The following is a 21,923-nucleotide window of genomic DNA, read 5'->3' on the forward strand; positions in this document are numbered from 1 at the left end:
TCCGCGCGTCTCTGTCGCCGGCTGTCATCGGTTGATCGACTGGACTTCCTCGACGGTGACGTCCTGGACCGCCTCGATCTTCCCGTCGGGCATGCCGACCGGGGCGTCCTGGCCCGTGCCCGTCCAGCTGATCTCCCAGGTGAGGGAGGCCTTCAGGGGGAAGGTGGCGCCGGCGGACGATCGGCCGTAGACGACGCCGCAGGGTGGGGTCTCCTTGGCCTTGCCCTGGGCGTAGGGTTCGCCGATCCTGCCGTCGACGATGGGGCATTCGCCGTTGGCGGGGAGAGTGGTCGCGTCCTCGGTGCCGGGATCGAGCGTGAGCGACTTGGGCTTGGCGGTCGTCGTCGCCTCGATGGTGAAGCCGGGGACGTTGATGGCCGCGGTCGCCTTCACCTCGTCGAAGGCGGCCTTGTCGAGCCACGCCCACGTGGGCAGCTTGACCTTGGTGGTGCCGTCGGGCGCAAGGGTGACCTTGGTCTTCGGGAGCTCCATGTGCTGGTAGGCGAGGGCCGCGAGGATCTCCGGGGAGATGGCTTCCTCGTACTGGGGCGGCGGGGCCTCGCCGTTCTCGACCCAGAACGGGATGTCGCTGCACGAGGTCCGCTTCAGAATGTCCGGCTCGTCGGGGTTCTCGACGGCCGCCCAGAACATCCCCTTGCCGTCCTTGTCGACGTTGTAGTCCTTGTAGCCGGGAGTGTCCGTCCAGCCGTAGTCGTCCTCGTAGTGCCGCTGGAGCTCGTTGATCGCCGCGCCCGCGTGCCCGGTCATCCCGGGCGAGTTCGCGGCGTCCTTGAGCTCCTTGGACATCTTCTTCTTGAATTCCTTGGCGCCGTAGGTCGGGGCGTACCAGCAGGGCGGCGGGTTCCAGTTGACGTCGGCCGAGGCGACATTGCCGCTGCCGCCGCCCTTGGTGACGGCTCCGGAGTACTGGACTTTCGCGGCGGCGTAGATGCCGTTGCCGGACTTGTCGCCGCCGCCTTGCGCTTCCGTTCCTCCTCCTTTGCCGAAGTCGACGGGTTCCGCCGCGGCATTGGGTCCCCCGAGGACAAGAACACCGATGGTGAGCGCCAGGGTGGTGGCGCCGGCACTGAGGGATGTGCAGCGTGATCTGTTCACTGGCACTTCTTCGCCTCCGTTTCGACGAACACCTTGGACGCCTGCCAGAGGCCCTTGCCCGTGGGGTGCTTCACCATGACGATCTTGTAGTAGCCGAAGTCCTTGGCGCTGGGCTCGGTCTTGATGACCTTCCCCGACTTGATCTCCTTGCCGTGGAACTTCCCGGTGTCGGCACAGAACGCGACCTCGACGGAGTTGCCGTTCGGGGCGGACCGTGTGGTGGCCTGGTAGTGACGCCGGGTGCCTGTCGCGGTCCAGCCACCCTTGATCCACTCATTGATCTGCACCTTGGCGTAGTGCAGCCCTTCGCCGGTTCCGTAGGCGGTCACGGCGGCGTCCTTGGTCGACCGCTTGTCGACGCCCCGGTAAATGGCACGCATGAAGTTCGCGGCGTCGTTCATCGCCGCCGCCTCGTTCTTGTCCTTCGGCTTGTCCCAGTCGAAGACCAGGTTCATGCTCTTCGGCAGCGAGACGTCCACGCCGTCCGGTTTGTCGGCGGCGGGGGCTCCTGACGGGTCCGCCGACTTCTTCGGCTTCGCCGAGTTCTCGTCGGCCCCGGCGATCTTGTCGTTGTCCTTCGAGTCACCGTCGTCCCCGCTGCCGCATGCCGTCAGGAGCAGGGCAGCGGTCGCGGCGAGCGCGGCGGTGACGGGCATGGTGCGGCGGTTCACGGTCGGCTCCCGGTGGGGCGAGGGTGTCTTCAGCGTGCCGACGTTAACCGCGGGGTCGCTGATTCCGCCAGGGTCGACAGCGGGACAAGTCGCCGCATTCTGGCCGACTGTCACCGTGTCGTGACGCGCGGATGGGGCGGGCCAAGCCCCGGACTACCGGCACTCCTTCGCCGCCGTCTCGCCGCGGAACGACTGGACCAGCCAGGTGTTGTGCTCGGTCTTCCGGAGCGTCGCGGTGTTGCGGATGAAGTCCTCGGGAGTCGGTTCCGTCTTCCGGGTCTTTCCGGACCTGATGTCCTTGGCGTACGCCTTGGAACGGTCCTCGCAGTAGGTCACGATCGCGAGGTCGTCGGTGTTCTTCTCGACCTTTCGGTCGTAGTAGCGGTAGGTCCCGGTGATGCTGCGGCCCTCCGCCTTCGCCTTCGTGATCTCCGAGGTGTAGAACTCGCGAGCCTCACCGGCGTAATAGCGCGTCAGGAAACGGGAATTGGGGTCCAGGTCCACATAGAGCCGCTGCCGGGCCATGAGGGCCTCGGCCTGCTCCTCGAGGATCCGGTCCTTTGCTTTGTCACCGCTCGCATTCGACTCGATCTCGACCTTGATGTCAGCGGGGAGCCCGAAGTCCGCGACCTTGGCCCAAGCGGTGGGGGAAGCTTTCGGCTCCGGTGCTTCCGCGCTCTCCCCCTGATCCGCTCCCTTGATGGTGTCATCGGAATCGGAACCGGAATCGGAGCCGCTGCCGCATGCCGTCAGGAGCAGGGCAGCGGTCGCGGCGAGCGCGGCGGCGACGGGCATGGTGCGGCGTTTCACGGTCGGCTCCCGGTGGGGCGAGGGGCATGTCGAACGGGGTGACGTTACCCAGGGGGTCCCGTCCCGCTTCCTAGAGTGGTGGCATGTACATCTCGCACCGCGCTCTCGACGGCAGTCGCCGGCACCGTCTCGCCGTCGGCACGATGCTCTTCCTGGTGACGTTGATACTCGGGGTCGGGCTGACCTTCGGCGCGTTCGATGACGGCATCGGATGGCTGATGCGGGTGGGGCTCGGGGCGATGGCGGTGTCCGTCTGGACGGTGGTCTGGTGGTGTGCGCGGTACTGGTACGCGGCGTACAGCGAGGGCCGCCGCGAGGAGCCGGTCCCCGAGCCCGGGTTCTGGCCGTGGCTGCTGCCCTGGGCCGTGCTGGTGACGTGTTTCGCCGTCACCGGCATCCGCGCTCTGCACGCCGGTGACAGCCAGGGCTGGTTCTCGCTCGGCGTCGCTGGGGTCTTCGCAATGCCCGCGATCGGCGCGCTGGTCGCCCTGCTGTACGGCCTGGTGAGCGATGCGCGGTCCGGGCGGCGGCGTACGGCTGCTGCCCCGGCGAGGGGCGCCGCGGATGAGGTTGAACGGCCGCGGAGGGACTGGGGGCCGATTGGTTGAGTGGGGGGAGTAGGGGAGTGGCCTGGGATTTGGGAGGGCTGCATCCCGGGGCGGGGTAACGCCGCGTGTCCGAAAGTCCGCGGCCGCTCTCGGCCGCGCCCCACGAGATCCAGCCGTGCCGACCGCCCCTTTCCCTCCCTCCCCCCCCCGCGAGCGGAGTACGCGTTCCTACGCCAGCTTCGCGCTCTGCGCGTCCACGACGGCCTTGTTGACCTTCGCGTTGCCGGGGCGTGACTGGGTGAAGGCCAAGCCGTCCACCGCGTAGTAGAGCGCGAGGGTGTCGCCGTGGCGGGCCGCCTGGCCGCGCATGGTGTGGGTGACATCCTCGTGTTTCGTCGTGACGCTGAAGGCGACCGACTCGTCGGCGCCGTTCGGCGTGGCGGCGGGTTCGGCAGTGACGGAGGAGAACGCGCCCGTGTTGCCGCCCGCCTTGGCCGCGAAGCCCGCCCCGCAGGAGCGGATCGCCTTGGAGAGGTCGGCCAGGGTGGCCTTCGCCTCGCCCTTCTCGTAGGTGGCGAGCGTGACGTACGTGTAGGCGCCGGGCCCCTTCGCTCCCGTGGCGAGACGGACCAGGTCGGCCTTCGGGGTGCCGAGGGGGAGCTGGTTCGTCGCGTAGGCGATCGGGGCGCAGACGGGCTTGTCGAGCTTGACCTGGCCCTGGGACGTGGCGAACGCGTACTCGGCGTCGGGCTTCTTGACCGTGAAGCCCTTGACGTCGTTCTTGGCCAGGATGGTGCGGCTGAGCTCGGCGGCCGGGTCCGCGGGCTTCGCCGGGGATCCCTTCGCCTTGTCGGCGGAACCGTTGGAGGCGTCGGAGGAACCCGAGTCGGATCCTCCGCATCCGCTCAGGGCCGTGACGGACAAGAGGGCGAGAGCGGTCGCGGCGAGGGCGGTCCGGGTCCGTTTCATGGGGCTGAGGCTCCTGTCGGTGGCGGGCGTCCGCGGCACTGTACTGGGTGGGTCAGCCAGGGGACCCGGGTGGCCCGGGCGACTCAGGGCCTCTTCAGGACAACCAGCGCACCCATTTGCCTTCTTGCCGGTCCGCGCCGTAAGGAGGTCACCATGGACTTCGCCTCCGCACTCTCCGGGCGCCCCGGATTCGCCCCGCTTCCCGATATGGAAGCCGCTTGGCGGTGGTCGCCCAACCCCTTGTTCAGCTTCACCGCCGCGCTCAGCGCGGACCGTGGGCACCTGCTCCAGGTCAATGTGCGGGGAGCGAGCGACGAGGGTCTTGTTCGGGAGCTTCTCGAATTCGGGCGCCGGTGCAGTTCGGAATTCGTCGGGGATACGCCCCAGTTGGCCTCCCTCGAAGGTTTCCAGTGCGAAGGCAGCCCTTTCGACGCCGTGGGTGTTGCGGCGCCCGCGGTGCACGGTTACCACGCGCATGACGATCCCGAACTGAATAGGCTGACCTACGCGCTCTTCCCCGCCTACCAGGTGGAATTCTCCGGCAGGGAAACGGAAGAAGAGGCCTGGGGGAGATTCCACAAGATGCTCCGGCCGACCAAGCTCGACCGGACACCCGTGCCTTTCGTGAAGGTGCGGTACGACAACACCAGGACGCGGAGCCACAGCATCGGCCGTGAGCGCGGGCTCACCCAGTACGCGACATTGCACCGGGAATTGGGGCTGCTGGACAGCGCGGAGGGCAGTTACGTCGAGTGGGAGAACCGGCACGGTCAGGTGCGGCGTGCGGAGTGGGCCGGCGGTGTCTGCACGGTGGACCTCGGCGGTGGAGAGCGGCGTGAGGTGACGGTCGCCGGGCTTCAGGAGCTGGGCCGGGCCGACGTGCACAGGTGAACGTCCGTCCACTAGGTGTCCACCAAGACAGTGCCGCCCCGCCCCGGCCATGATGGCCCGATGCCCGACAAGACCTCCACCCAGACCACCACCCACACCTCCACCCCCACCCCCACCCCCCGAACCGAACCCCCGCACGCCGCCGCCGGCGAACGCGTCTCCCTCACCGCCTTCCTCCAGTACCAGCGCGAGACCCTCGCGATGAAGTGCGCGGGGCTGACCGCCGAGCAGCTCAAGGAGCGGGCCGTGCCGCCGTCCGACATGTCGCTGCTGGGGCTGGTGCGGCACCTCGCCGAGGTCGAGCGGAGCTGGTTCCGCAATGTCCTCAACGGTGAGGCGGTCCGGGCCAACTGGAAGAGCCGCGTACCCGGCGACCTGGCCGACTTCGACGTGGTGGACGCCGATCCCGACGAGGCGTTCGAGCTCTGGCACGCGGAGTGCGCACGCTCCCGCGCCATCGTGGACGCCCTCGACTCCCTCGACGCCACCGTCGACTTCCGCGGCGACACGTACTCGCTGCGCTACATCCTCACGCACATGATCGAGGAGTACGCCCGCCACAACGGCCACGCCGACCTGCTCAGGGAACGGATCGACGGAGCCACCGGCGAGTAGCCCCCGTAGGCTGGCGGCCGGAAACAGACGGACCGGGGGACGGGGAGAGTGCCAGCCATGGCCCGCTACACAGCACCGCAGACCATCGCGCGCGGCGGATTCAGCATCAAGGTGCCGGAGACGTGGTGGGAGTTCGACGTGCGGCCCGAGTCGCGTGACGCCGCCATCCGGCAGGTGATCAACGACCGTGTCCGCGCCCGCCCGGAGCTGGCCCCGCACCGGGAGACCTTCGAGGCGTTCCTGCGCAAGGCGTCGAAGGACGCCTGGCAGTCCGGCGCGCTGTACTGCGGCTGCATGGCGGAGAGCTTCGGCGGCGATACGCCGGTCACGGGATCGGTCACCGTCTCCCTGGTCGGCGCCCGCACACCCGACGGCGACGTACTCCCCACCGACCCGGACCGCATCGTCGCCCAGCTCGGCGTGCGCGAGGCCAAGCGGGAGGGCGACGCGTGGCGGAAGGTCACGACGGTCGACATCCCCGGCGTCGGCCTCGCGGCCCGGACGCACGGCATCGAGGACATCTCCGTGGACGGCGACGACCGTACGATCCGCGTCGTCCTGATGCAGACCTTCATCCCGGTCCCCGGCCAGGAGGGCAAGGTCGCCCTAGTCTCGGGCAGCAGCCAGGTCCTCGGCCTCGCGGACTCCTTCTTCGACATCTTCGACGCGGTGACGTCCACGTTCCGCTTCGTCGAGTAGTGAAACGGTTCGACATCAGGGGGACCTCCGCTCCCTGGGTCGTCTTCGTACCCGCGCGGACAGCCTGCTCGGGGCGGAGCATTTCCCCCTGTTCGTAGAGTGCGGCAGTCCGGCCTGATCGTCACGGTGGGAGACGGGTTCGTGGCGGCTGCGCTCGATCCTGCCGAGTGGCGCTGAGTTCGCCGGCGCGCCGGTGGAGGCCGAACGGCCCGGGGCGTGGAAGTACGCCCCGGGCCGCCCGTCCGTGTCAGCCGTGCGTCAGCGGCGGTTCAGCGCCCGCTTGATCTTCTTGCCCGACCGGGACTCGTCCAGCGTCTTCCACAGCTTGTTCGAGCTGAGGGACGTGTAGACGCCGGGGGCGCCCTGTGCGCCGCAGCCGTCGCCGTAGGAGACGACGCCGATCAGGATCGGGGCCTCGCGGCCGGGGACCTTGCGGAAGATGGGGCCGCCGCTGTCGCCCTGGCAGGAGTCCTTCGTCTCCACGCCGGCGCAGAAGTTGACCTTCGCGTCGTACTCCTTGTAGCTCGTCCCGCACTCCGCGTGGGAGAGGATCGGGACCCTCACCTGGCGCAGGCGGTCCGGCGTGTGGGTCAGGTCCGTGTCCGTGTTGCCCCAGCCCGCGACCGTCGCCTTCTGGCCCGGGCGGATCAGCGCGTCGGTGCCCTGCGTGGGGAGCGCGACCGCGGAGATGCCGCGGACCGGCTTCTCCAGCTGGAGGAAGGCGACGTCGTACGCCTCCTTGCCCTTGAGGTAGCGGGGGTGCACGACCACGCCGTCCTTGGCGATGTTGCGTATCTGGCCCTGCCGGGAGGACAGGACGGTACGGCCCACCGCCACCTGGAGGGTCTTCGCCTTGACCGGCTTGCCCGCCTCGTCGACCAGGCAGTGCGCCGCCGTCACGACCGTGTCCGGCGTGACCAGGCTCGCGCCGCAGAACTGACGGTCACGCGCGCTGCCCGCGCCCTTGTCCAGGACCGCCGTCATGAACGGGTACGAGTCGTTCGGGACTTCGGTGCCGCCGATGATCGCGTGCGCCGCCGGGGCGGAGGTGGCGACCATCGCGAGGGCGGCGGTGGTCGCGGCGAGGCCCGCGGCGACGGACGTCTTGCGGGCGGGGGCGGGGGCGGTGGCGGTGGGGGTGGTGGGGGTTCTCTTGAAACGCATGGGGGTGGCTTCTCTTTCGTACGGCAGGAATTGCGTATTCACTGAGCGCGCGAAAGGTCCGGACCAGAATGGGGTCAACGGTGTTGACCTGAACGGCATTTGGTCAGCCGTTCAATCATCTCGCACGGTTCCCCTCGCGCTGAAAGGAGAGAGGGGGAATGCGTCGTGCGGGTTCATTCCGGCGCGCGCTCGGGTGTCGCGGGTTCGTCGGTTCACCCGGGGAGTCCCCCGGCGCCGGCCGATTCCTCCGCCAGCAACTTCTGCAACGCCGGTGACAGTTCCGGCGCCCGCGCCCCCGCCGCCTGCGCGGCCGCGACTGCCCGTACGTACGCCACCGCCGCGTCCCGCAGTTCTTGCTTCTCCTTGCCCTGGCGGCTGCCCGCCAGCCACGTCACGATCGCCAACGGAATGAGCAGACCTGCCAGGTAGCCCACCGGGGCGTCCTGCGTGTAGCCCCAGGCGATGCCGATCCCGCCCGCGAACAAGAGGAGCCAGCCCGCCTCGTCATGCCAGCCGCCCTGGTCCACTGTCACCTCATATGCCGTGACAGCAGCCGGTTTGGGCGGAATGGTGGGGCTGGTGGCGAAAGCGGTAGTGGTAGGGGCGGGTGGGGGCTTCGGTGCGGCGTCACCCTCCGGACGAGGGCCCACCTCCGCGTCACCTCGCGGTACCCGGTCAGGAGCGGATGCCGCAACTCCCGCTTCCACCGGCGCCACACGAGCACCCCGAGCCCCCAGGGCCCCAGAGCCAGCTTCCGGCCCCCATGAGGAGTGTCGCCGTACGGCCGCCAGAAGTCGGGGATCCGCGGCGAGAGTTGCGTGGGTTATGGGGAGGAGTGAGGGGTGTTCGGTGGGGGTGTCCATGGTGGAGGCGTGTCCCTTCATGAGTCAGGTGCACGTGATTCACGGGTCAGGTGGCAAGCAGTGCGGCAAGTGATGCGGGCGGGAACCGGACCCGCCCCCCGAGGCGTCATCCCTGAGGCTGACGGATCATGGCACGGCGCCTAGTCCGGTGCACGGCACCGCACTTCGCGTACGCACACATATCCACCCCCGGAAACGGACGGAAACTCGGCACCGTCCAAGGAGGAACCAAGCGGCACGGATTGCGCGTGCATAACGATGAGAGCTGTGAGGTTCGCGATCTTTAACGCGCCTTGAGGGGCTTATGTGCTGCTGATACGGTGCGATGACTTGACACTGGACCTGGGGCTGAATGGCCCGTCCGGGACGCGGCGACAAAGCCGCGAGTATCACAAATGACGGAATTTGACCGAATCTTCTTGGGTGTGCGGGGAGCAGTTGCGTGAAGATCCAGGAGCGTACGGGGGCGGGCAACAGCCGTTCTGCCGCACCGGTTCAGCCGGGAGTCGGTGAGCGCCTTCCCGCGCCGCCTCGCGAGCGCAAACCGGCACTTGCCGCGCTGGCCGTCCTCCTCATCCTCGTCGGCGCCCTCGGCGCCACCGTGCTCGTGCTGCGCGCCGGTGACCGTATCGAGGTCGTGAAGGTGGTCAAGGAGATCCCGGCCGGTGAGTCGCCGGTCGCCAACGAGAACATCAAGTCGGTGATGGTCGCCGAGGACGACGCCATCAACTACGTGCCGTGGGAGAAGGCCGACGCACTCGGCAAGCTCAAGGCCAAGAGCACCATCCCCGCCGGCACCGTCGCCGTCGGCGAGATGTTCGGCGCCAAGAGCGGACTGCCCGCCGGTAAGGCCTCCGTCGGTCTCTCGCTCAAGGAGGGTCAGTACCCCTCCGACCTGAAGCCCGGCGACACCGTCGCCGTCTACCCGGTCCTGTCCGGCACCTCCACCGGCAAGGGTTCGAGCAGCGGCAGCAGTGGCAGCAGCGGTTCGTCGAGCGGCACCCCGCTCGTCACCGGCGCCAAGGTGAACACCGTCGCGGCCAAGAGCGACGCCACCGTGAGCACCGGCAACCTCAACATCACCCTCCTCGTCCCGCAGGAGGAGGCCGCGGCCCTGGCCAGCGCGGCATCCGAAGGCAAGGCCGTCGTGGCCCGCGTCTCCGACGACACCAACTAAAGGCGAGTACAAGAGACATGGCGCTCATCGCTCTCGCCGCCGACAAGGGATCCCCCGGCGTCACCACCGCCGCGGTCGCGCTCGCCGCCGTCTGGCCGCGCCGCGTGCTCGTGGCGGAGACCGACCCGGCCGGCGGCGACCTGGTCTACCGCAGCGCCGCCGCGCACGGCGGTCCGCTCAACCCCAACACCGGCATGCTCAGCATCGCGGCCACCGCGCGCCGCGGCCTCGTGCCCGACCAACTCTGGGACCACACCCAGCCGTTGAGCGGCGGGCTCGAAGTGCTCGTCGGGCTCGGCATCGCCGAGCAGGCCGCCGGACTCGCCGGGCTCTGGCCCACGCTCGGCCGCGCCTTCTCCCAGCTCGCCGACTCGCCGCACCAGCCCGCCGACGTCATAGCCGACTGCGGCCGGATCAGCGGTGACGGACCGGCCGTCGAGCTGTTCCCGCACGCGGCGCTCGTGCTGCTCGTCTCGCGCACCGAGCCCGAGGCGATCGCGCGCGTCCGCGACCGTGCCGCGGCCCTCGCCGCCAAGCTGCACGGCGGCCCGCGCGGCGCCGCGTCCCTGGCGCAGCCCCTCATCGGCGTCCTCCTGATCGCGGACCCGTCGGCATCGGCCAAGCTCGTCCACCAGGTCAACGACATGCTGATGGCCGCGCAGACCGGCGCCCGCGTCGTGGGCACACTGGCCGACGACCCGGCGGGCTCCGACCAGTTGGCGGGCCGCCGCCGCGGCCGGCTCGACAAGTCGCTGCTCATCCGCTCCGCCCGCAAGGTCACCGTCGACCTGTACCAGCAGTACGGCGCCGCCTGGACCAACCCCGTCGCGCAGCAGCCGGGGACGGGCCGATGAGCGCACCCGTCGATCACCAGCTCGTCAAGCGGTTCCGGCAGGACGCCGGTGACCGCATCGCCGAGCAGCGCCGTCTCGACCAGGTCTCCGGCGTCACCCCGATGTCGGGCGAGGACGAGCGGCACTACGCCCGCGCCGTCATCGCGCAGATCCTGGAGGAGTACGCACGCGCGGAGATCAACGCCGGGCGTACCCCCCTCGACGCGGAGACCGAGGAGCAGTACGCGGCCGCCGTGCACGCCGCGCTCTTCGGCGTCGGCCGGCTCCAGCCGCTGCTCGACGACCCCGAGGTCGAGAACATCGACATCAACGGCTGCGACCAGGTCTTCGTCGGATACGCCGACGGCCGCGAGGCCAAGGCCGACCCGGTCGCCGAGACCGACGAGGAGCTCGTCGAGCTCATCCAGGTGCTCGGCGCGTACTCCGGTCTTTCGTCGCGTCCCTTCGACTCCGCCAACCCGCAGCTCGACCTGCGGCTGCCCGACGGCTCGCGTCTGTCGGCCGTCATGGACGTCACGCGCCGCCCCGCGCTCTCCATCCGCCGCGCCCGCATGGGCAAGGTCTTCATGTCGGACCTGGTGGGGAACGGGACCCTGACCCCGGAGATCGGCCACTTCCTGGCCTGCGCCGTCCGTGCCCGCAAGAACATCATGATCGCGGGCGCCACCAACGCCGGCAAGACCACGCTCCTGCGCGCCCTCGCCAACGAGATCCCGCCGCACGAGCGCCTCGTCACCGTCGAGCGTGCCCTCGAACTCGGCCTCGACCAGTTCGCCGACCTGCACCCGAACGTCGTCGCGTTCGAGGAGCGGCTGCCCAACTCCGAGGGCCAGGGCGAGATCTCGATGGCCGAGCTGGTCCGCCGGTCCCTCCGTATGAACCCCTCCCGCGTCATCGTCGGTGAGGTCCTCGGCGACGAGATCGTGACGATGCTGAACGCGATGTCGCAGGGCAACGACGGCTCGCTCTCCACGATCCACGCCAACAGCTCCAGCGAGGTCTTCAACCGTATTTCCACGTACGCGTTGCAGGCGTCCGAGCGGCTGCCCATCGAGGCGAGCCAGATGCTCGTCGCGGGAGCGGTCAACTTCGTCGTCTTCATCCAGCGGCGCAACAACTACCAGTCCGGCGGCAAGCTCCAGCGCATGGTGACCTCGGTCCGCGAGGTCAACGGCGTCGACGGCCGCGTCCTGTCCAGCGAGGTCTTCGCGGAGGCCCCCGACGGACGGGTCGTCGCGCACGCGCCGATCGCCTGCATGGACGACCTGGCCGCGTTCGGCTACCGCCCCGCCGGGCAGTGGGGGTGAGCACGACATGAACACACTTGCCGCTCAGGGCGGCCTCGGCTCCATGGGCGGGCTGTTCTCGCTGCCCGTCCTGTACGCGCTCGGCTGCGGCATCGCCGCCGGCGGCGGCATCGCGCTGCTCGCCGTCGCCCTCCGCGGCCTGCCGCCCAAGCCCGCGCACGAGAAGCACCGCGCCAGCGAACGCGCCAGCGAACTGGTCCGGTTCGTGGGCCGGCGCGGCTCGGCGGCGATCGGCGTGGGCCTGGTCGTCCTCCTCCTCACCCGCTGGGCCGTGGCGGGCATCGCGTCCGGCATCCTCGTCTTCTTCTGGGACAAGCTGTTCGGCGGCGCCGCCGAGGAGCGCGCCCAGATGAAGCGCGTCGAGGCCCTCGCCGCCTGGACGGAGTCGCTGCGCGACACCATCGCGGGAGCGGTCGGCCTGGAGCAGGCGATCCCCGCCTCCGCGCGGGCCGCCGCCCCGGTGCTCCGCCCCCACCTGGACGCCCTGGTGGACCGCCTCCGCGCCCGCACCCCGCTCCCGGAGGCGCTGCAGGTACTGGCCGACGAGATCGACGACGCGTCCGCGGACATCATCGTCGCGGCCCTCATCCTCAACGCCAAGCTGCGCGGCCCCGGCCTGCGCCAGGTCCTCGGCGCGCTCGCCAAGTCGGCGCGCGAAGAGGTCGACATGCGCCAGCGCGTCATGGCGCAGCGCGCCTCGACCCGCCGCTCGGTGCAGATCGTGGTCGCCGTCTCGATCGCGTTCGTCCTCGGCCTGTCCATCTTCAACCGCGAGTTCGTCGAGCCGTACGGCACGCCCGTCGGCCAGCTCGTGCTCGCCATGGTCTGCGCGCTGTTCGCGCTGGGCTTCTGGTGGCTGCGGAAGCTGTCGACGGTGGAGACGCCGGACCGCTTCCTGGTCAGGGACGAGCCGGGCGTGCAGTTCGTACGTCCCCGGGGTCCCGGCGGCACGCCCGTGCCCGGCGGCCCCGAGCAGGCCCCGCAGTTCGGCCGGCCGGGCGCGGCCCCGCAGGTCGTGCCCGGTTACACCAACCCGTCCGAGGGGGTACGTCGATGAGCCTGACGATGCCGGTGGTGATCGGCGCGGTCCTCGGCCTCGGCGTCTTCGCCCTCGTCCGCGCCCTGATGCCGTCGAAGCGCAGCGCCGTCGCGACGGTCGCCCGGATCGACGCGATGCGGGCGCGCGGCGCGGCGTACGAGTCGCACCGGGCCACCTCCGACACGGAGAGCCCCGGCCGCTTCGGCACGATGCGCGGCCGGGTGGGCGCGCGGGTCGCCGAGTTCTACCTCCAGCAGGGCTGGGAGCAGCGGTCGCTGCGGGCCGACCTGGCGGTCCTCGACCGCAGCTGGGAGAAGTTCCTCGCGACGAAGGTGCTGCTCGCCGCGGCCGGTGTGTTCTTCGGCCCGTTCCTCTTCGCCGTCGTCTACACCCTCGGCGTCGGCCGCAGCCCGATCATCCCGGTCTGGCTTGCGCTGATGTTCGGCGCGCTCTTCTTCTTCCTGCCGGACCTCGAAGTACGCAGGGACGCGGCAGAAAAGCGGCGCGACCTGCGCCGCGTCATCGGCGCCTATCTGGACCTGGTGTCGATGAGCCTCGCGGGCGGCCGCGGCCTCCCCGAGGCGCTCATGGCGGCGGCGGAAGTCTCCGACGGATGGGCGACGCAACGTATCCGAAGCGCGCTGGCCGACGCCCGCATCACCGGCGTCAGCCAGTGGCAGGCCCTCGGCTCGCTCGGTGAGGAACTGGGCGTGGAGGAGCTGAAGGACCTGTCGGCGTCCCTGGCGCTGGTGGCGGACGACGGCGCGAAGGTGCGCGAGTCGCTGGCCTCCCGCGCGGAGACGATGCGACACCGCGAACTGGCCGAGATCGAGGGCAGCGCGGGCGAGAAATCCCAGTCGATGCTGGTCGCGCAGCTGCTTCTGTGCGCGGGTTTCCTGGTCTTCCTCATCTTCCCGGCGGCGATGCGCGTGTTCCAGGTCTAGACGGCGTCGGCGACAACGGGGGCCGGCGCTTCTTCCCCCCACCACATCTGAGAGGACAACTCACCATGGACAGCCAGAACGGACGTAACTTCAGCACCGGTGTCCCGGGGCTCGACTTCATGATCACCTTCCTCCAGGGGCGCGTCCAGCGCGCCCGCTCCGGGGAGCTGGACCGGGGCGCGTCCGCGGTCGAGTGGGTCATCATCTCGGCGGTCGTCGTGGCGATCGTCGGCGTGGTGGCCGCGGTCATCAACGCCGCACTCAAGGGCGGCGCCGACAAGGTGAGCGACTGCATCGAGGGCGCCGACGCCGGCAGCACCTGCTGACGGGCCGTACGCGGCATCACATCGTGAAAGGCGACGGGGTCCGGGTGCGGGGATCGCGGGGGTCGCAGGGGCCCCGGGGATTGCGGGGATTCATACGCCGCAGGGTGGAGGCCGCCTCCGCCCGCGGCGAGTCCGGCATGACCGCGATCGAGTTCGTGCTGCTCACCCCGGTGCTGTTCTTCATGATCTTCGCGACGGTGCAGTTCGCGCTGTACTTCTTCGCGGACCACGTCGCCCAGGCGGCGGCGCAGGCGGGCGCCCGCAAGGCCCGCGCGATGGCCGACGAGAACCCCGGCGGATGGCGGGGCGAGGCGCGGGACGCGGCCGACGCCTACATCCGCCAGCTCGGCCCGAAGCTGGTGCTCGGCCCCGACGTGAAGACGATCCAGCCGGAGCAGAACACGGTCGGCGTGGAGATCACGGCCCGGGTCCCCACGGTCTTCCCCGGGCTCGACCTTGACGTGCACGCGCGGTCGGCGGGGCCCGTGGAGCGGTTCGTGGAGGAGAACGGCTGATGCGGAACTTCCGCCCCGCGGCGGCGGTCCGCCGCCTCCGCGACGACCGGGGCCTGTCGACCGTCGAGGTCGTGATCCTCGCCCCGGTGATGATTCTCTTCATCCTCGTCCTGGTCGCCTTCGGCCAGCTCGTCGACGGCCGCGGCGCCATCGACAGCGCGGCCCGCGACGCGGCACGCGCGGGATCGATCCAGAAGGAGCACGGCACCGCGCTGGCCGAGGCGCGCAAGGCGGCACGGGCGAACCTCGCGGACGTCTGCTCGGGCCCGGTCTCCGTCGTGCAGAAGAGCACCGGCTTCGACGAAAAGGTCGACCCGTTCTTCACGGTGGAAGTCAGCTGCGAGGTCAGGGGTCTCGCCATGCTGGGCCTGGACATCCCGACGACGCTGGAGGCCACCTTCAGCTCACCGCTGGACCCCTACCGGAGGTCGGCGTGACACCTCGATCCGCGACAACCGCCGCTCTTGTCCGTACCGCCGTGTGCGACTGGGCCACGTCCCGGCGCGCCCGCCTCGACGACCGGGGCTCGGGGGCCGGCGCCGTCATCATCTTCGGCCTCGTCTTCCTCGCGCTCGCGGCGTTCGTCATCGACGGCGGGCTCTCCATCTCCAAACGGGAGCGCGCCGCGGACATCGCGGAACAGGCCGCGCGCTACGCCGCACAGGACCTCCAGCTCGAGGACATCTACGAGGGCGCCAAGGGCGCGCCCATCAACTTCGAGAACTGCGGCGCCCGGGTCAAGGCCTACGTGGCGGAGGCGGGCCTCAAGGGCGCCGACGTGGCCAACACCTACTGCGTCACCGCCAACACCCAACAGGTCGAGGTCGAGGTCCAGATGACGTACAGCCCGGTGTTCACCGGCATGTTCTACGGCGGGGACGTCACGGTGAAGGGCCGCGCGGTGGCGGAGAACGAGGTCGGCTGACGCATCGGCGGCCGACAGCAGAACAACTCAGGGGGACAACGGAAATGGGCGGCAAGGGCAAGAGCGACCTCTCGATCCCACTCACCGACCTGGAGGACTACGGCAGCCGGCTGCGCTCCATCAAGACGCGGATGAACCGCACGAAGAAGACCTTCGAGTCCTACAAGGACGACATCGGCGACGGCGGCGTCTACGACTCCCTGGAGGACTTCGAGTCCAACTGGGAGGACGGCCGCGAAGACATCGGCCAGCAACTGGACCAGCTCGCCGACCTGTCCGACGCGGTCGTCCGCGAGTTCAAGAAGCTGGACGACGACCTGACCAAGAAGGTCAACGACGCGGTGAAGGAAGGGAAGGCCGGCAAGGGCGGTGGCAAGGGCGAAGGAAAGGGCAAGGCCTCCGGCACTGACTGACCTCCGGTCCCTTCCGTACCATCACCTCATAGCTTTCCGCGATCCCTCTGCCCACCCACTCCTCCCCACAGGACACCAGGACACCTGCCATGGCGCGCACCACTTCACGCTCGACGAGCCCGCCGAACCCGCAGTCTCCGCGGAACCGGACGCCGCAGCCGCTGCCGCGGCGCCGGCGCAGCCTCGGGGACTTCGTCAAGGCCTTCCTCGCGTTCGTCGCGCTGCTCGTGCTGCTCGTCGGTGTGCCCGGGGCCCTCGCCGTCTTCGTGGGGTGGCCGCTGCCGGGCGGTGCGCCGTCGCTGAGCTGGCTGCAGCAGGAGATCACGGTCAGTACGTTCATCAACGTCCTGACGGTCGTCGTCTGGTTCGCCTGGGCCCAGTTCACCGCCTGCGTCCTCGTCGAGATAAAGGCCGCGCTCTCCGGAGTCGGCATTCCGGGCCGGGTGCCGGGCGCCGGCGGCAGTCAGATGCTCGCGCGGCAGCTGGTCGCCACCGTGCTGCTCGTGGGCGCCACCGCCGCCAGCTTCGCGCCGGGGCTCTCGCAGTTCGGGCAGTCCCTCGAGGGCAACCAGAAGCCCGCGTCCGCCGCGAGCGCCCAGCAGACCCCCGGCCTCTTCGGGCAGGAGCGGCAGGCCGCGGCGTCCACCGCCGACGCGCTCGCCGCGCAGGCCGACCAGGCCGCCGCGCGCGCCGACGGCGGCAGCACCGCCAAGGACGGCGACACGAAGTACTACCGGATCCAGCCGCCCGAGGGGCGCCACCACGACTCCCTGTGGGAGGTCGCGGAGCGGCACCTGGGCGACGGCCGCCGGTACAAGGAGATCTACCAGCTCAACAAGGACCGTGAGCAGCCCGACGGTTCGAAGCTCTCCGAGGCCAGCCTCATCAGGCCCGGCTGGATCATGGAGATGCCCGCGGACGCGTACGGCGGCGAGCTCGTCGAGATGCCCGACGAGGCGCCCAAGGTCTCCGAGGACGTCAAGGAGCAGATCTCCGACTACTCCAAGACCGGCGGCCGGGACCAGCAGGGCGGCGGCGCACAGGAGCAGGGCGGCGGGCAGCAGGGCGGCGGCTCCTCCGTCGACCGCGACACCGCGCACATCGCCCTCCCCGAGCAGCGGCCCGCCGCCCCCGAGAAGCCCGCCATGCCGGAGGCCCCCGCCACCCCGGAGGCGCCCGCCGCCACCGACGGCAGCCAGTCCGACGGCTTCGACTTCGGGCTGCCCGAGGCACTCCTCGGCGCGCCCCTCCTCGCCGCCGGCCTGCTCGGCGCGCTCGGCCGCCGTCGCCGGCACGCCCTGTGGCAGTCGGCCATGGGCGCGGTCGGCGGGCGCGGCGGCATGCAGCCGCCGACGCCGACCGGTGACGCCGCCGACGTGCAGGACGCGCTGCTCGTGGGCGCCGACCCCGAGGGCGTACGACTGCTCGATCTGTCGCTGCGCGGGCTCGCCGCGTCGCTCGCCGAGGAGAACCGCGCCCTGCCGACCGTGTACGCGGCCTGGCTGACCAACGGCGACCTGCACCTGCAGCTCGCCCAGCCCGCCGGACGGCCGCCCGCCCCCTGGCAGTTGGGGCAGGACCAGACGTTCTGGGTGCTGTCGCGCGCCGACGCCGAGCGGTACGAGCCCGTGGACACCGCGGCGCCCTACCCCGGCCTCGTCTGCCTGGGCACCCTGGACGACTCGCGGCTGCTCCTCAACCTGGAGGCCGTGCCCGGCATCGTCTCGCTGAGCGGCAGCCGGGCCGACCGCGCCGCCGTCTTCGCCTCCGTCGCCGCCGAACTCGCCACCAACGGCTGGTCGGACCGCATGACCATCACCGTCGTCGGCTTCGGCCAGGACCTCACCCCGCTCGCGCCCAACCGGCTGCGGCACCTGGAGGACGTCGAGGCCCTCATCGAGACGATGGAGGCCGAGACGCGGCAGCGGCGCGGCGCGCTCGGCGCCGCAGGACACGACTCCGTGCTCACCGGCCGCACAGGCCCCGCCCAGCACACTCGTTGGGCCCCGCACCTCGTGCTGCTCGCCGCGGAGCCGAGCGCCGAGGACGCGGTCAAGCTCGCCGAACTCGCCGCGGACGCCTCCCGCCTGGGCATCGGCTACCTGGTCGGCACGGAGTCCGGGGACCTGCCCGGCGCCGCCTGGGAGATGGAGATCACCCGCGACGGCAAGCTCCTCGCGCCGCTCCTCGGGCTCGAACTGGCCGCGCAGACACTGCCCGAGACCCAGCAGCGCGCCGTCGTGCGGCTCTTCACGGACGCCGACCCGGAGGGCTCCGGCAACCCCACGGGACCGGACGACGGCCCCACGGGCGCCGCTCCGCCGTTCCTCGTCGACGTCACCGAGCAGGGGCGGCCCGCGGTCTACGCCCGCCTCGTCGGTACGTACGAGATCATCGGCCTGGAGACCCCCGACGGGGAGCGCAGCGCGCTCATGCACGAGGCGCTCGCGCTCCTGCTGCTGCACCGCGAAGGGGTGCACCCGCGCGTGCTCGCCTCCGCGCTGTGGCCGCGCGGCGTCACCGAGGACGTGCGGGACGCGCTCGTCGAGCGGCTCCGCGACTGGCTCGGCACCGACCCCGACGGGGCGCCCCGGCTGCGCGCCGACCGGACCGGGCGGCTCACGCTCGCCAAGTCCGTCGTGTCCGACCTGGACGTGCTGCGGTCGCTGTACCACGAGGCCACGCAGGGGCGCGGCGCCGGCAACCGTGCCGTGCGCGGCCGGATGCTCACCGACGCGCTGGTCCTGGTCCGCGGACCGCTGCTCGCCGACCGCCCGCAGGGGCGGTACGGCTGGCTCACGCACGAGATCATCGACGCCCAGCTGCCGCTGCTCGTCGCCGACATCGGGCTCGCGCTCTCCGAGTTCCACCTGGAGAAGCAGCGCGCCGAGAAGGCGATCGAGGCGCTCAACGCGGCGCTGGGCTCGGCGCCCGGCGACGAGCGGCTCTGGAACGAGCTGCTCCGCGCCACGCACGCCACGGAGGACCCGGCCCGGCTCCAGCAGGTGGCGGCCGACCTGGTCGCCCGGAGCGGTGCGCGCGGGCTGCCCCCGCGCACCGAGGCGCTGCTCGACGAACTCCTGCCGGCCTGGCGCAGCGGGCTGACGGCGTCGGCGGGCTGAGGGCCGCGCTCTTGTTGCTGATCCTCATCCTCGTCGGCGCCCTCTGGGGCGCCTTCGCGGGCCTCTTCGTGCCGCGAGCCGCCTACCGGCTGTCCGTACCGCCCGACGAGCGCTGGCGCGCCGAGACCCCCGAGGGGCGGCCCATAGGTTCCTGGGCCGGGCTTGCCCACTGTTCCCAGAGCGGCTGGTACGGGCCCCGGACCTCGGCCGTCGCGACCACCACCGCCCTCGTCTGCGCCGCGCTCGCCGCGACCACCGGCGCGCGGCCCGAGCTGGCCGTCTGGCTGCTGCTCGCGCCCTTCGGCGTGCTGCTCGCGCTCGTCGACTTCACCGTGCACCGGCTGCCGGACGTGCTCACGCTGCCGCTCGCGGGCGCCGCGCCCGCGCTGCTCGGGGCCGCGGCGCTCCTCCCCGAGCAGGGCGGCTCCTGGCCGGGCGCGCTGTACGGAGCGCTCGCGCTGGCCGGCGCCTACTTCGTACTGTTCCTCATCAACCCCAACGGCATGGGCTTCGGCGACGTGAAGCTGGCCCTCTCCCTGGGGGCGGTGCTCGGCTGGTACGGGTGGGGCGTGCTGCTGCTCGGCACCTTCGCCGGGTTCCTGCTCGCCTCGCTGTACGGGACCGCGCTCGTCGTCGCCCGCAGGGCCGGGCGCAAGACGGCGATCCCCTTCGGGCCGTTCCTGATCGGCGGCGCGTTCGTGGGACTGCTCCTCGGGTCGTACGCGGCCTGAGAGCCTGTCCCACGGCCCCGGCCTCCGAGCCCGCGTCGGGCGCCGGAGGGTGCTGGCGTACGCTGGCTTGGTCCGTCCACAACCCTTACGAAGCTTACGAAAGGGACGCCCCGGTGACCGAGAAGGCCGACCTTCAGTCCGTCCTCGACCGCGCCGCCGCAGGTGGGCGGATCACTCCGGAAGAGGCGCTCGACCTCTACCGGGACGCCCCGCTGCACGCGCTGGGAGCCGCCGCCGACGCCGTGCGCCGCCGCCGGTACGCCGGTACGGAGCACATCGCGACGTACATCATCGAGCGCAACATCAACTACACGAACGTCTGCGTGACGGCGTGCAAGTTCTGCGCCTTCTACGCCGCTCCGAAGGACACCAAGAAGGGCTGGAGCCGCGACCTCGACGACATCCTGCGCCGCTGCGCGGAGACCGTCGAGCTCGGTGGCACCCAGATCATGTTCCAGGGCGGCCACCACCCGGACTACGGCGTCGAGTACTACGAGAAGCACTTCTCCGCGATCAAGCAGAACTTCCCGCAGCTGGTCATCCACTCCCTCGGCGCGTCCGAGGTCGAGCACATGGCCCGCATCTCCAAGGTCTCCGTGGAGGAGGCCATCCAGCGCATCAACGCGGCGGGCCTCGACTCCTTCGCGGGCGCCGGCGCCGAGCTGCTCCCCGCCCGCCCCCGCAAGGCGATCGCCCCCCTCAAGGAGAGCGGCGAGCGCTGGCTGGAGATCATGGAGATCTCCCACAACCTGGGCGTGGAGTCCACCTCCACCATGCTCATGGGCACGGGCGAGACCAACGCCGAGCGCATCGAGCACCTGCGGATGATCCGCGACGTGCAGGACCGCACAGGCGGCTTCCGCGCCTTCATCCCGTACACGTACCAGCCCGAGAACAACCACCTCAAGGGCCGTACGCAGGCGACGATCTTCGAGTACATCCGCATGATCGCGATCGCCCGGATCTTCCTCGACAACGTCGCGCACATCCAGGGCTCCTGGCTGACGACGGGCAAGGAGGCCGGCCAGCTCACCCTCCACTACGGAGCGGACGATCTGGGCTCGGTGATGCTGGAGGAGAACGTCGTCTCCTCGGCGGGCGCCAAGCACCGCTCGAACCTCCGCGAGATGATCGACATGATCCGCACGGCGGACCGTGTCCCGGCGCAGCGCGCCACGACCTACGAGCACCTGGTCGTGCACGACGACCCGGCGAACGACCCGGTCGACGACCGCGTCGCCTCGCACATCTCGTCCACGGCGATCGAGGGCGGCACGGCGCACCCCGAGCTGAAGCTCCTCGCCACGAACTGAGGCCCTGTTGCTCACCCTCCACGTCGCCGAACACTCACCGGAGGCGGCGGTCCTGGTCGACGGCGGGACCATCGCCGCCGTCGGCCCGTACGAGGAGCTGGCCGCCGCGCAGCCGGCCGCCCGCGTCCGCCGCTGGCCCGGCATCCTCACGCCGGGCCTGCTCAACCCGTACGCGCCCGAACTCCTCGAAGCCACCTACCACCCGGATCCCCGTGAGGCCGACCGCCTCGGCACGGAGCCCATCGGCGGGGAGCGGGCCCGGGCGATCTTCCGCGCCGACCCGTCGCTGCTGGGCGCGAGTGCGCGGCGCGGGGTGCAGCGGATGCTGGCGCACGGGACGGTGGCGGTGGCGGGCGACCTGCGCGCTCGCCCCGCCCTCGACGCACTCCGCAGATCGGGCCTGGCAATGGCCCACCGCCCCCCGCACCTCTCCGGCCCACCCTCCCTCTCCCCGACCCCCCTGATCCTGCTCCCGCCCCTGACCCCCGGCGCCCCGGCCCGCTTCGCCGCCTTCGACGTACGGGACCGCGGGGAGCTGGTGCGCCAGGGCGCGCAAACCTGCGTGGCAACAGTGCTGTCAGGCAAACTCCTCTACCGAGCCCGCTAGCCCGTCTGCTCCCGCCAGCCCGTCTGCCTACACCGGCCGCCCGGCGCCTGCGGGCACGATGTGCCCGCTCGCGCAGTTCCCCGCGCCCCTGAAGGGGCGCCCCTGACGCGGCGCCGGAGGCGCCTCTAAGGGGCGCGGGGAACTGCGCGGCCAGCCACAAGACGACCCGCACCCGCCAGGAACCCGCTCCCGGCAGACGCTCCCGCGCGAGGCGCCGAAGGCGCTTCCAGGGGCGCGGGGAACTGCGCGGCCAGCCCGAGACGGCCCGCACCCGCCAGAAGACCGCCCATGGCAGACGCTCCCG

At 71.0% G+C, this 21,923-nt stretch carries 24 protein-coding genes; 18 read left to right on the forward strand and 6 right to left on the reverse strand.

What is annotated here, in order from left to right; translation table 11 throughout:
* Nucleotides 1-24: 24 nt before the first annotated feature.
* The 3 genes from ACZ56E_RS06380 to ACZ56E_RS06390 form a co-directional block, all read right to left on the reverse strand.
* On the reverse strand, nt 25-1,116 hold the full coding sequence (locus ACZ56E_RS06380) for a hypothetical protein (protein WP_471211769.1): 1,092 nt from the start codon (nt 1,114-1,116) through the stop codon (nt 25-27).
* The gene (locus ACZ56E_RS06385) at nt 1,113-1,787 is read right to left on the reverse strand and encodes a hypothetical protein (protein ID WP_471211771.1); all 675 of its coding nucleotides are present in this window, start codon (nt 1,785-1,787) and stop codon (nt 1,113-1,115) included. The genes ACZ56E_RS06380 and ACZ56E_RS06385 overlap by 4 nt, the downstream gene beginning before the upstream one ends.
* A gap of 153 nt (nt 1,788-1,940) precedes the next feature.
* Nucleotides 1,941-2,597 (reverse strand): hypothetical protein, encoded by a 657-nt coding sequence (locus ACZ56E_RS06390; RefSeq protein ID WP_471211772.1) that lies wholly within the window; start codon nt 2,595-2,597, stop codon nt 1,941-1,943.
* An 83-nt stretch (nt 2,598-2,680) separates the two neighbouring features.
* Between ACZ56E_RS06390 and ACZ56E_RS06395 the strand changes: the two genes are divergently transcribed.
* Entirely contained in the window at nt 2,681-3,205 is a 525-nt protein-coding gene (locus ACZ56E_RS06395) for a hypothetical protein (protein WP_471211774.1), read from the forward strand.
* 168 nt (nt 3,206-3,373) lie between these two features.
* Here the strand turns inward: ACZ56E_RS06395 and ACZ56E_RS06400 are convergent, their stop codons facing one another.
* Nucleotides 3,374-4,114 (reverse strand): hypothetical protein, encoded by a 741-nt coding sequence (locus ACZ56E_RS06400; protein ID WP_471211777.1) that lies wholly within the window; start codon nt 4,112-4,114, stop codon nt 3,374-3,376.
* A gap of 153 nt (nt 4,115-4,267) precedes the next feature.
* Here ACZ56E_RS06400 and ACZ56E_RS06405 point away from each other — a divergent pair, with 153 nt between their 5' ends.
* From ACZ56E_RS06405 to ACZ56E_RS06415, 3 genes are read left to right on the forward strand one after another with little or no spacing between them, the layout of a single operon-like run.
* On the forward strand, nt 4,268-5,005 hold the full coding sequence (locus ACZ56E_RS06405) for a hypothetical protein (protein ID WP_471211779.1): 738 nt from the start codon (nt 4,268-4,270) through the stop codon (nt 5,003-5,005).
* 60 nt (nt 5,006-5,065) lie between these two features.
* Nucleotides 5,066-5,620 carry a DinB family protein gene (locus ACZ56E_RS06410; RefSeq protein WP_471211781.1) on the forward strand — a complete coding sequence of 185 codons (555 nt, stop codon included), beginning with the start codon at nt 5,066-5,068 and terminating at the stop codon, nt 5,618-5,620.
* A gap of 57 nt (nt 5,621-5,677) precedes the next feature.
* Nucleotides 5,678-6,319, forward strand: coding sequence for a hypothetical protein (locus ACZ56E_RS06415; RefSeq protein WP_471211784.1), 642 nt, complete (start codon nt 5,678-5,680; stop codon nt 6,317-6,319).
* Between the two features lie 258 nt (nt 6,320-6,577).
* Here the strand turns inward: ACZ56E_RS06415 and ACZ56E_RS06420 are convergent, their stop codons facing one another.
* Together ACZ56E_RS06420 and ACZ56E_RS06425 are read right to left on the reverse strand one after the other, a co-directional pair.
* Nucleotides 6,578-7,483, reverse strand: coding sequence for a S1 family peptidase (locus tag ACZ56E_RS06420; RefSeq protein ID WP_471211787.1), 906 nt, complete (start codon nt 7,481-7,483; stop codon nt 6,578-6,580).
* 212 nt (nt 7,484-7,695) lie between these two features.
* The gene (locus ACZ56E_RS06425; protein WP_471211790.1) at nt 7,696-8,016 is read right to left on the reverse strand and encodes a hypothetical protein; all 321 of its coding nucleotides are present in this window, start codon (nt 8,014-8,016) and stop codon (nt 7,696-7,698) included.
* A gap of 772 nt (nt 8,017-8,788) precedes the next feature.
* On the opposite strand from ACZ56E_RS06425, the gene ACZ56E_RS06430 reads away from it, so the two are divergent.
* From ACZ56E_RS06430 to ACZ56E_RS06495, 14 genes are all read left to right on the forward strand, one after another.
* Entirely contained in the window at nt 8,789-9,523 is a 735-nt protein-coding gene (locus ACZ56E_RS06430; protein ID WP_471211794.1) for a hypothetical protein, read from the forward strand.
* Nucleotides 9,524-9,540: 17 nt separating this feature from the next.
* A complete protein-coding gene (locus ACZ56E_RS06435; protein ID WP_468604346.1) occupies nt 9,541-10,377 on the forward strand; it encodes a hypothetical protein in 837 nt (278 codons plus the stop codon).
* A complete protein-coding gene (locus ACZ56E_RS06440; RefSeq protein WP_471211798.1) occupies nt 10,374-11,684 on the forward strand; it encodes a CpaF family protein in 1,311 nt (436 codons plus the stop codon). Before ACZ56E_RS06435 ends, ACZ56E_RS06440 begins: the two co-directional genes overlap by 4 nt.
* Before the next feature lie 7 nt (nt 11,685-11,691).
* Nucleotides 11,692-12,741 (forward strand): type II secretion system F family protein, encoded by a 1,050-nt coding sequence (locus ACZ56E_RS06445; RefSeq protein WP_468604350.1) that lies wholly within the window; start codon nt 11,692-11,694, stop codon nt 12,739-12,741.
* Nucleotides 12,738-13,667 carry a type II secretion system F family protein gene (locus ACZ56E_RS06450; protein WP_468604352.1) on the forward strand — a complete coding sequence of 310 codons (930 nt, stop codon included), beginning with the start codon at nt 12,738-12,740 and terminating at the stop codon, nt 13,665-13,667. The genes ACZ56E_RS06445 and ACZ56E_RS06450 overlap by 4 nt, the downstream gene beginning before the upstream one ends.
* A 65-nt stretch (nt 13,668-13,732) precedes the next feature.
* A complete protein-coding gene (locus tag ACZ56E_RS06455; protein WP_362996635.1) occupies nt 13,733-13,993 on the forward strand; it encodes a hypothetical protein in 261 nt (86 codons plus the stop codon).
* 137 nt (nt 13,994-14,130) lie between these two features.
* Complete coding sequence (locus ACZ56E_RS06460) at nt 14,131-14,508, forward strand: TadE family protein (RefSeq protein ID WP_471213074.1); 378 nt, start codon at nt 14,131-14,133, stop codon at nt 14,506-14,508.
* Nucleotides 14,508-14,945 (forward strand): TadE/TadG family type IV pilus assembly protein, encoded by a 438-nt coding sequence (locus ACZ56E_RS06465; protein ID WP_468088080.1) that lies wholly within the window; start codon nt 14,508-14,510, stop codon nt 14,943-14,945. The genes ACZ56E_RS06460 and ACZ56E_RS06465 overlap by 1 nt, the downstream gene beginning before the upstream one ends.
* Nucleotides 14,942-15,433, forward strand: a complete 492-nt coding sequence (locus tag ACZ56E_RS06470; protein ID WP_471211802.1) for a TadE/TadG family type IV pilus assembly protein — start codon at nt 14,942-14,944, stop codon at nt 15,431-15,433. Before ACZ56E_RS06465 ends, ACZ56E_RS06470 begins: the two co-directional genes overlap by 4 nt.
* Nucleotides 15,434-15,477: 44 nt before the next feature.
* On the forward strand, nt 15,478-15,846 hold the full coding sequence (locus tag ACZ56E_RS06475) for a hypothetical protein (RefSeq protein WP_468604357.1): 369 nt from the start codon (nt 15,478-15,480) through the stop codon (nt 15,844-15,846).
* 89 nt (nt 15,847-15,935) lie between these two features.
* Nucleotides 15,936-18,968 carry a BTAD domain-containing putative transcriptional regulator gene (locus ACZ56E_RS06480; RefSeq protein ID WP_471211804.1) on the forward strand — a complete coding sequence of 1,011 codons (3,033 nt, stop codon included), beginning with the start codon at nt 15,936-15,938 and terminating at the stop codon, nt 18,966-18,968.
* Between the two features lie 11 nt (nt 18,969-18,979).
* Complete coding sequence (locus ACZ56E_RS06485; RefSeq protein WP_471211807.1) at nt 18,980-19,699, forward strand: prepilin peptidase; 720 nt, start codon at nt 18,980-18,982, stop codon at nt 19,697-19,699.
* Between the two features lie 113 nt (nt 19,700-19,812).
* Complete coding sequence (gene mqnC / locus ACZ56E_RS06490) at nt 19,813-21,012, forward strand: cyclic dehypoxanthinyl futalosine synthase (protein ID WP_468604362.1); 1,200 nt, start codon at nt 19,813-19,815, stop codon at nt 21,010-21,012.
* A 7-nt stretch (nt 21,013-21,019) separates the two neighbouring features.
* Nucleotides 21,020-21,619: an imidazolonepropionase-like domain-containing protein gene (locus tag ACZ56E_RS06495; protein ID WP_471211809.1), complete on the forward strand. Its 600-nt coding sequence runs from the start codon at nt 21,020-21,022 to the stop codon at nt 21,617-21,619.
* Nucleotides 21,620-21,923: the final 304 nt, after the last annotated feature.

This window comes from Streptomyces sp. NPDC039480 (assembly GCF_055597165.1).

Bases quoted from the DNA above. Each gene is read 5' to 3' on its own strand.
- ACZ56E_RS06395 (WP_471211774.1), top strand. From the start codon at position 2,681: ATGTACATCTCGCACCGCGCTCTCGACGGCAGTCGCCGGCACCGTCTC.
- ACZ56E_RS06400 (WP_471211777.1), bottom strand. From the start codon at position 4,114: ATGAAACGGACCCGGACCGCCCTCGCCGCGACCGCTCTCGCCCTCTTG.
- ACZ56E_RS06405 (WP_471211779.1), top strand. From the start codon at position 4,268: ATGGACTTCGCCTCCGCACTCTCCGGGCGCCCCGGATTCGCCCCGCTT.
- ACZ56E_RS06410 (WP_471211781.1), top strand. From the start codon at position 5,066: ATGCCCGACAAGACCTCCACCCAGACCACCACCCACACCTCCACCCCC.
- ACZ56E_RS06415 (WP_471211784.1), top strand. From the start codon at position 5,678: ATGGCCCGCTACACAGCACCGCAGACCATCGCGCGCGGCGGATTCAGC.
- ACZ56E_RS06420 (WP_471211787.1), bottom strand. From the start codon at position 7,483: ATGCGTTTCAAGAGAACCCCCACCACCCCCACCGCCACCGCCCCCGCC.
- ACZ56E_RS06435 (WP_468604346.1), top strand. From the start codon at position 9,541: ATGGCGCTCATCGCTCTCGCCGCCGACAAGGGATCCCCCGGCGTCACC.
- ACZ56E_RS06440 (WP_471211798.1), top strand. From the start codon at position 10,374: ATGAGCGCACCCGTCGATCACCAGCTCGTCAAGCGGTTCCGGCAGGAC.
- ACZ56E_RS06445 (WP_468604350.1), top strand. From the start codon at position 11,692: ATGAACACACTTGCCGCTCAGGGCGGCCTCGGCTCCATGGGCGGGCTG.
- ACZ56E_RS06450 (WP_468604352.1), top strand. From the start codon at position 12,738: ATGAGCCTGACGATGCCGGTGGTGATCGGCGCGGTCCTCGGCCTCGGC.
- ACZ56E_RS06455 (WP_362996635.1), top strand. From the start codon at position 13,733: ATGGACAGCCAGAACGGACGTAACTTCAGCACCGGTGTCCCGGGGCTC.
- ACZ56E_RS06460 (WP_471213074.1), top strand. From the start codon at position 14,131: ATGACCGCGATCGAGTTCGTGCTGCTCACCCCGGTGCTGTTCTTCATG.
- ACZ56E_RS06465 (WP_468088080.1), top strand. From the start codon at position 14,508: ATGCGGAACTTCCGCCCCGCGGCGGCGGTCCGCCGCCTCCGCGACGAC.
- ACZ56E_RS06475 (WP_468604357.1), top strand. From the start codon at position 15,478: ATGGGCGGCAAGGGCAAGAGCGACCTCTCGATCCCACTCACCGACCTG.
- ACZ56E_RS06480 (WP_471211804.1), top strand. From the start codon at position 15,936: ATGGCGCGCACCACTTCACGCTCGACGAGCCCGCCGAACCCGCAGTCT.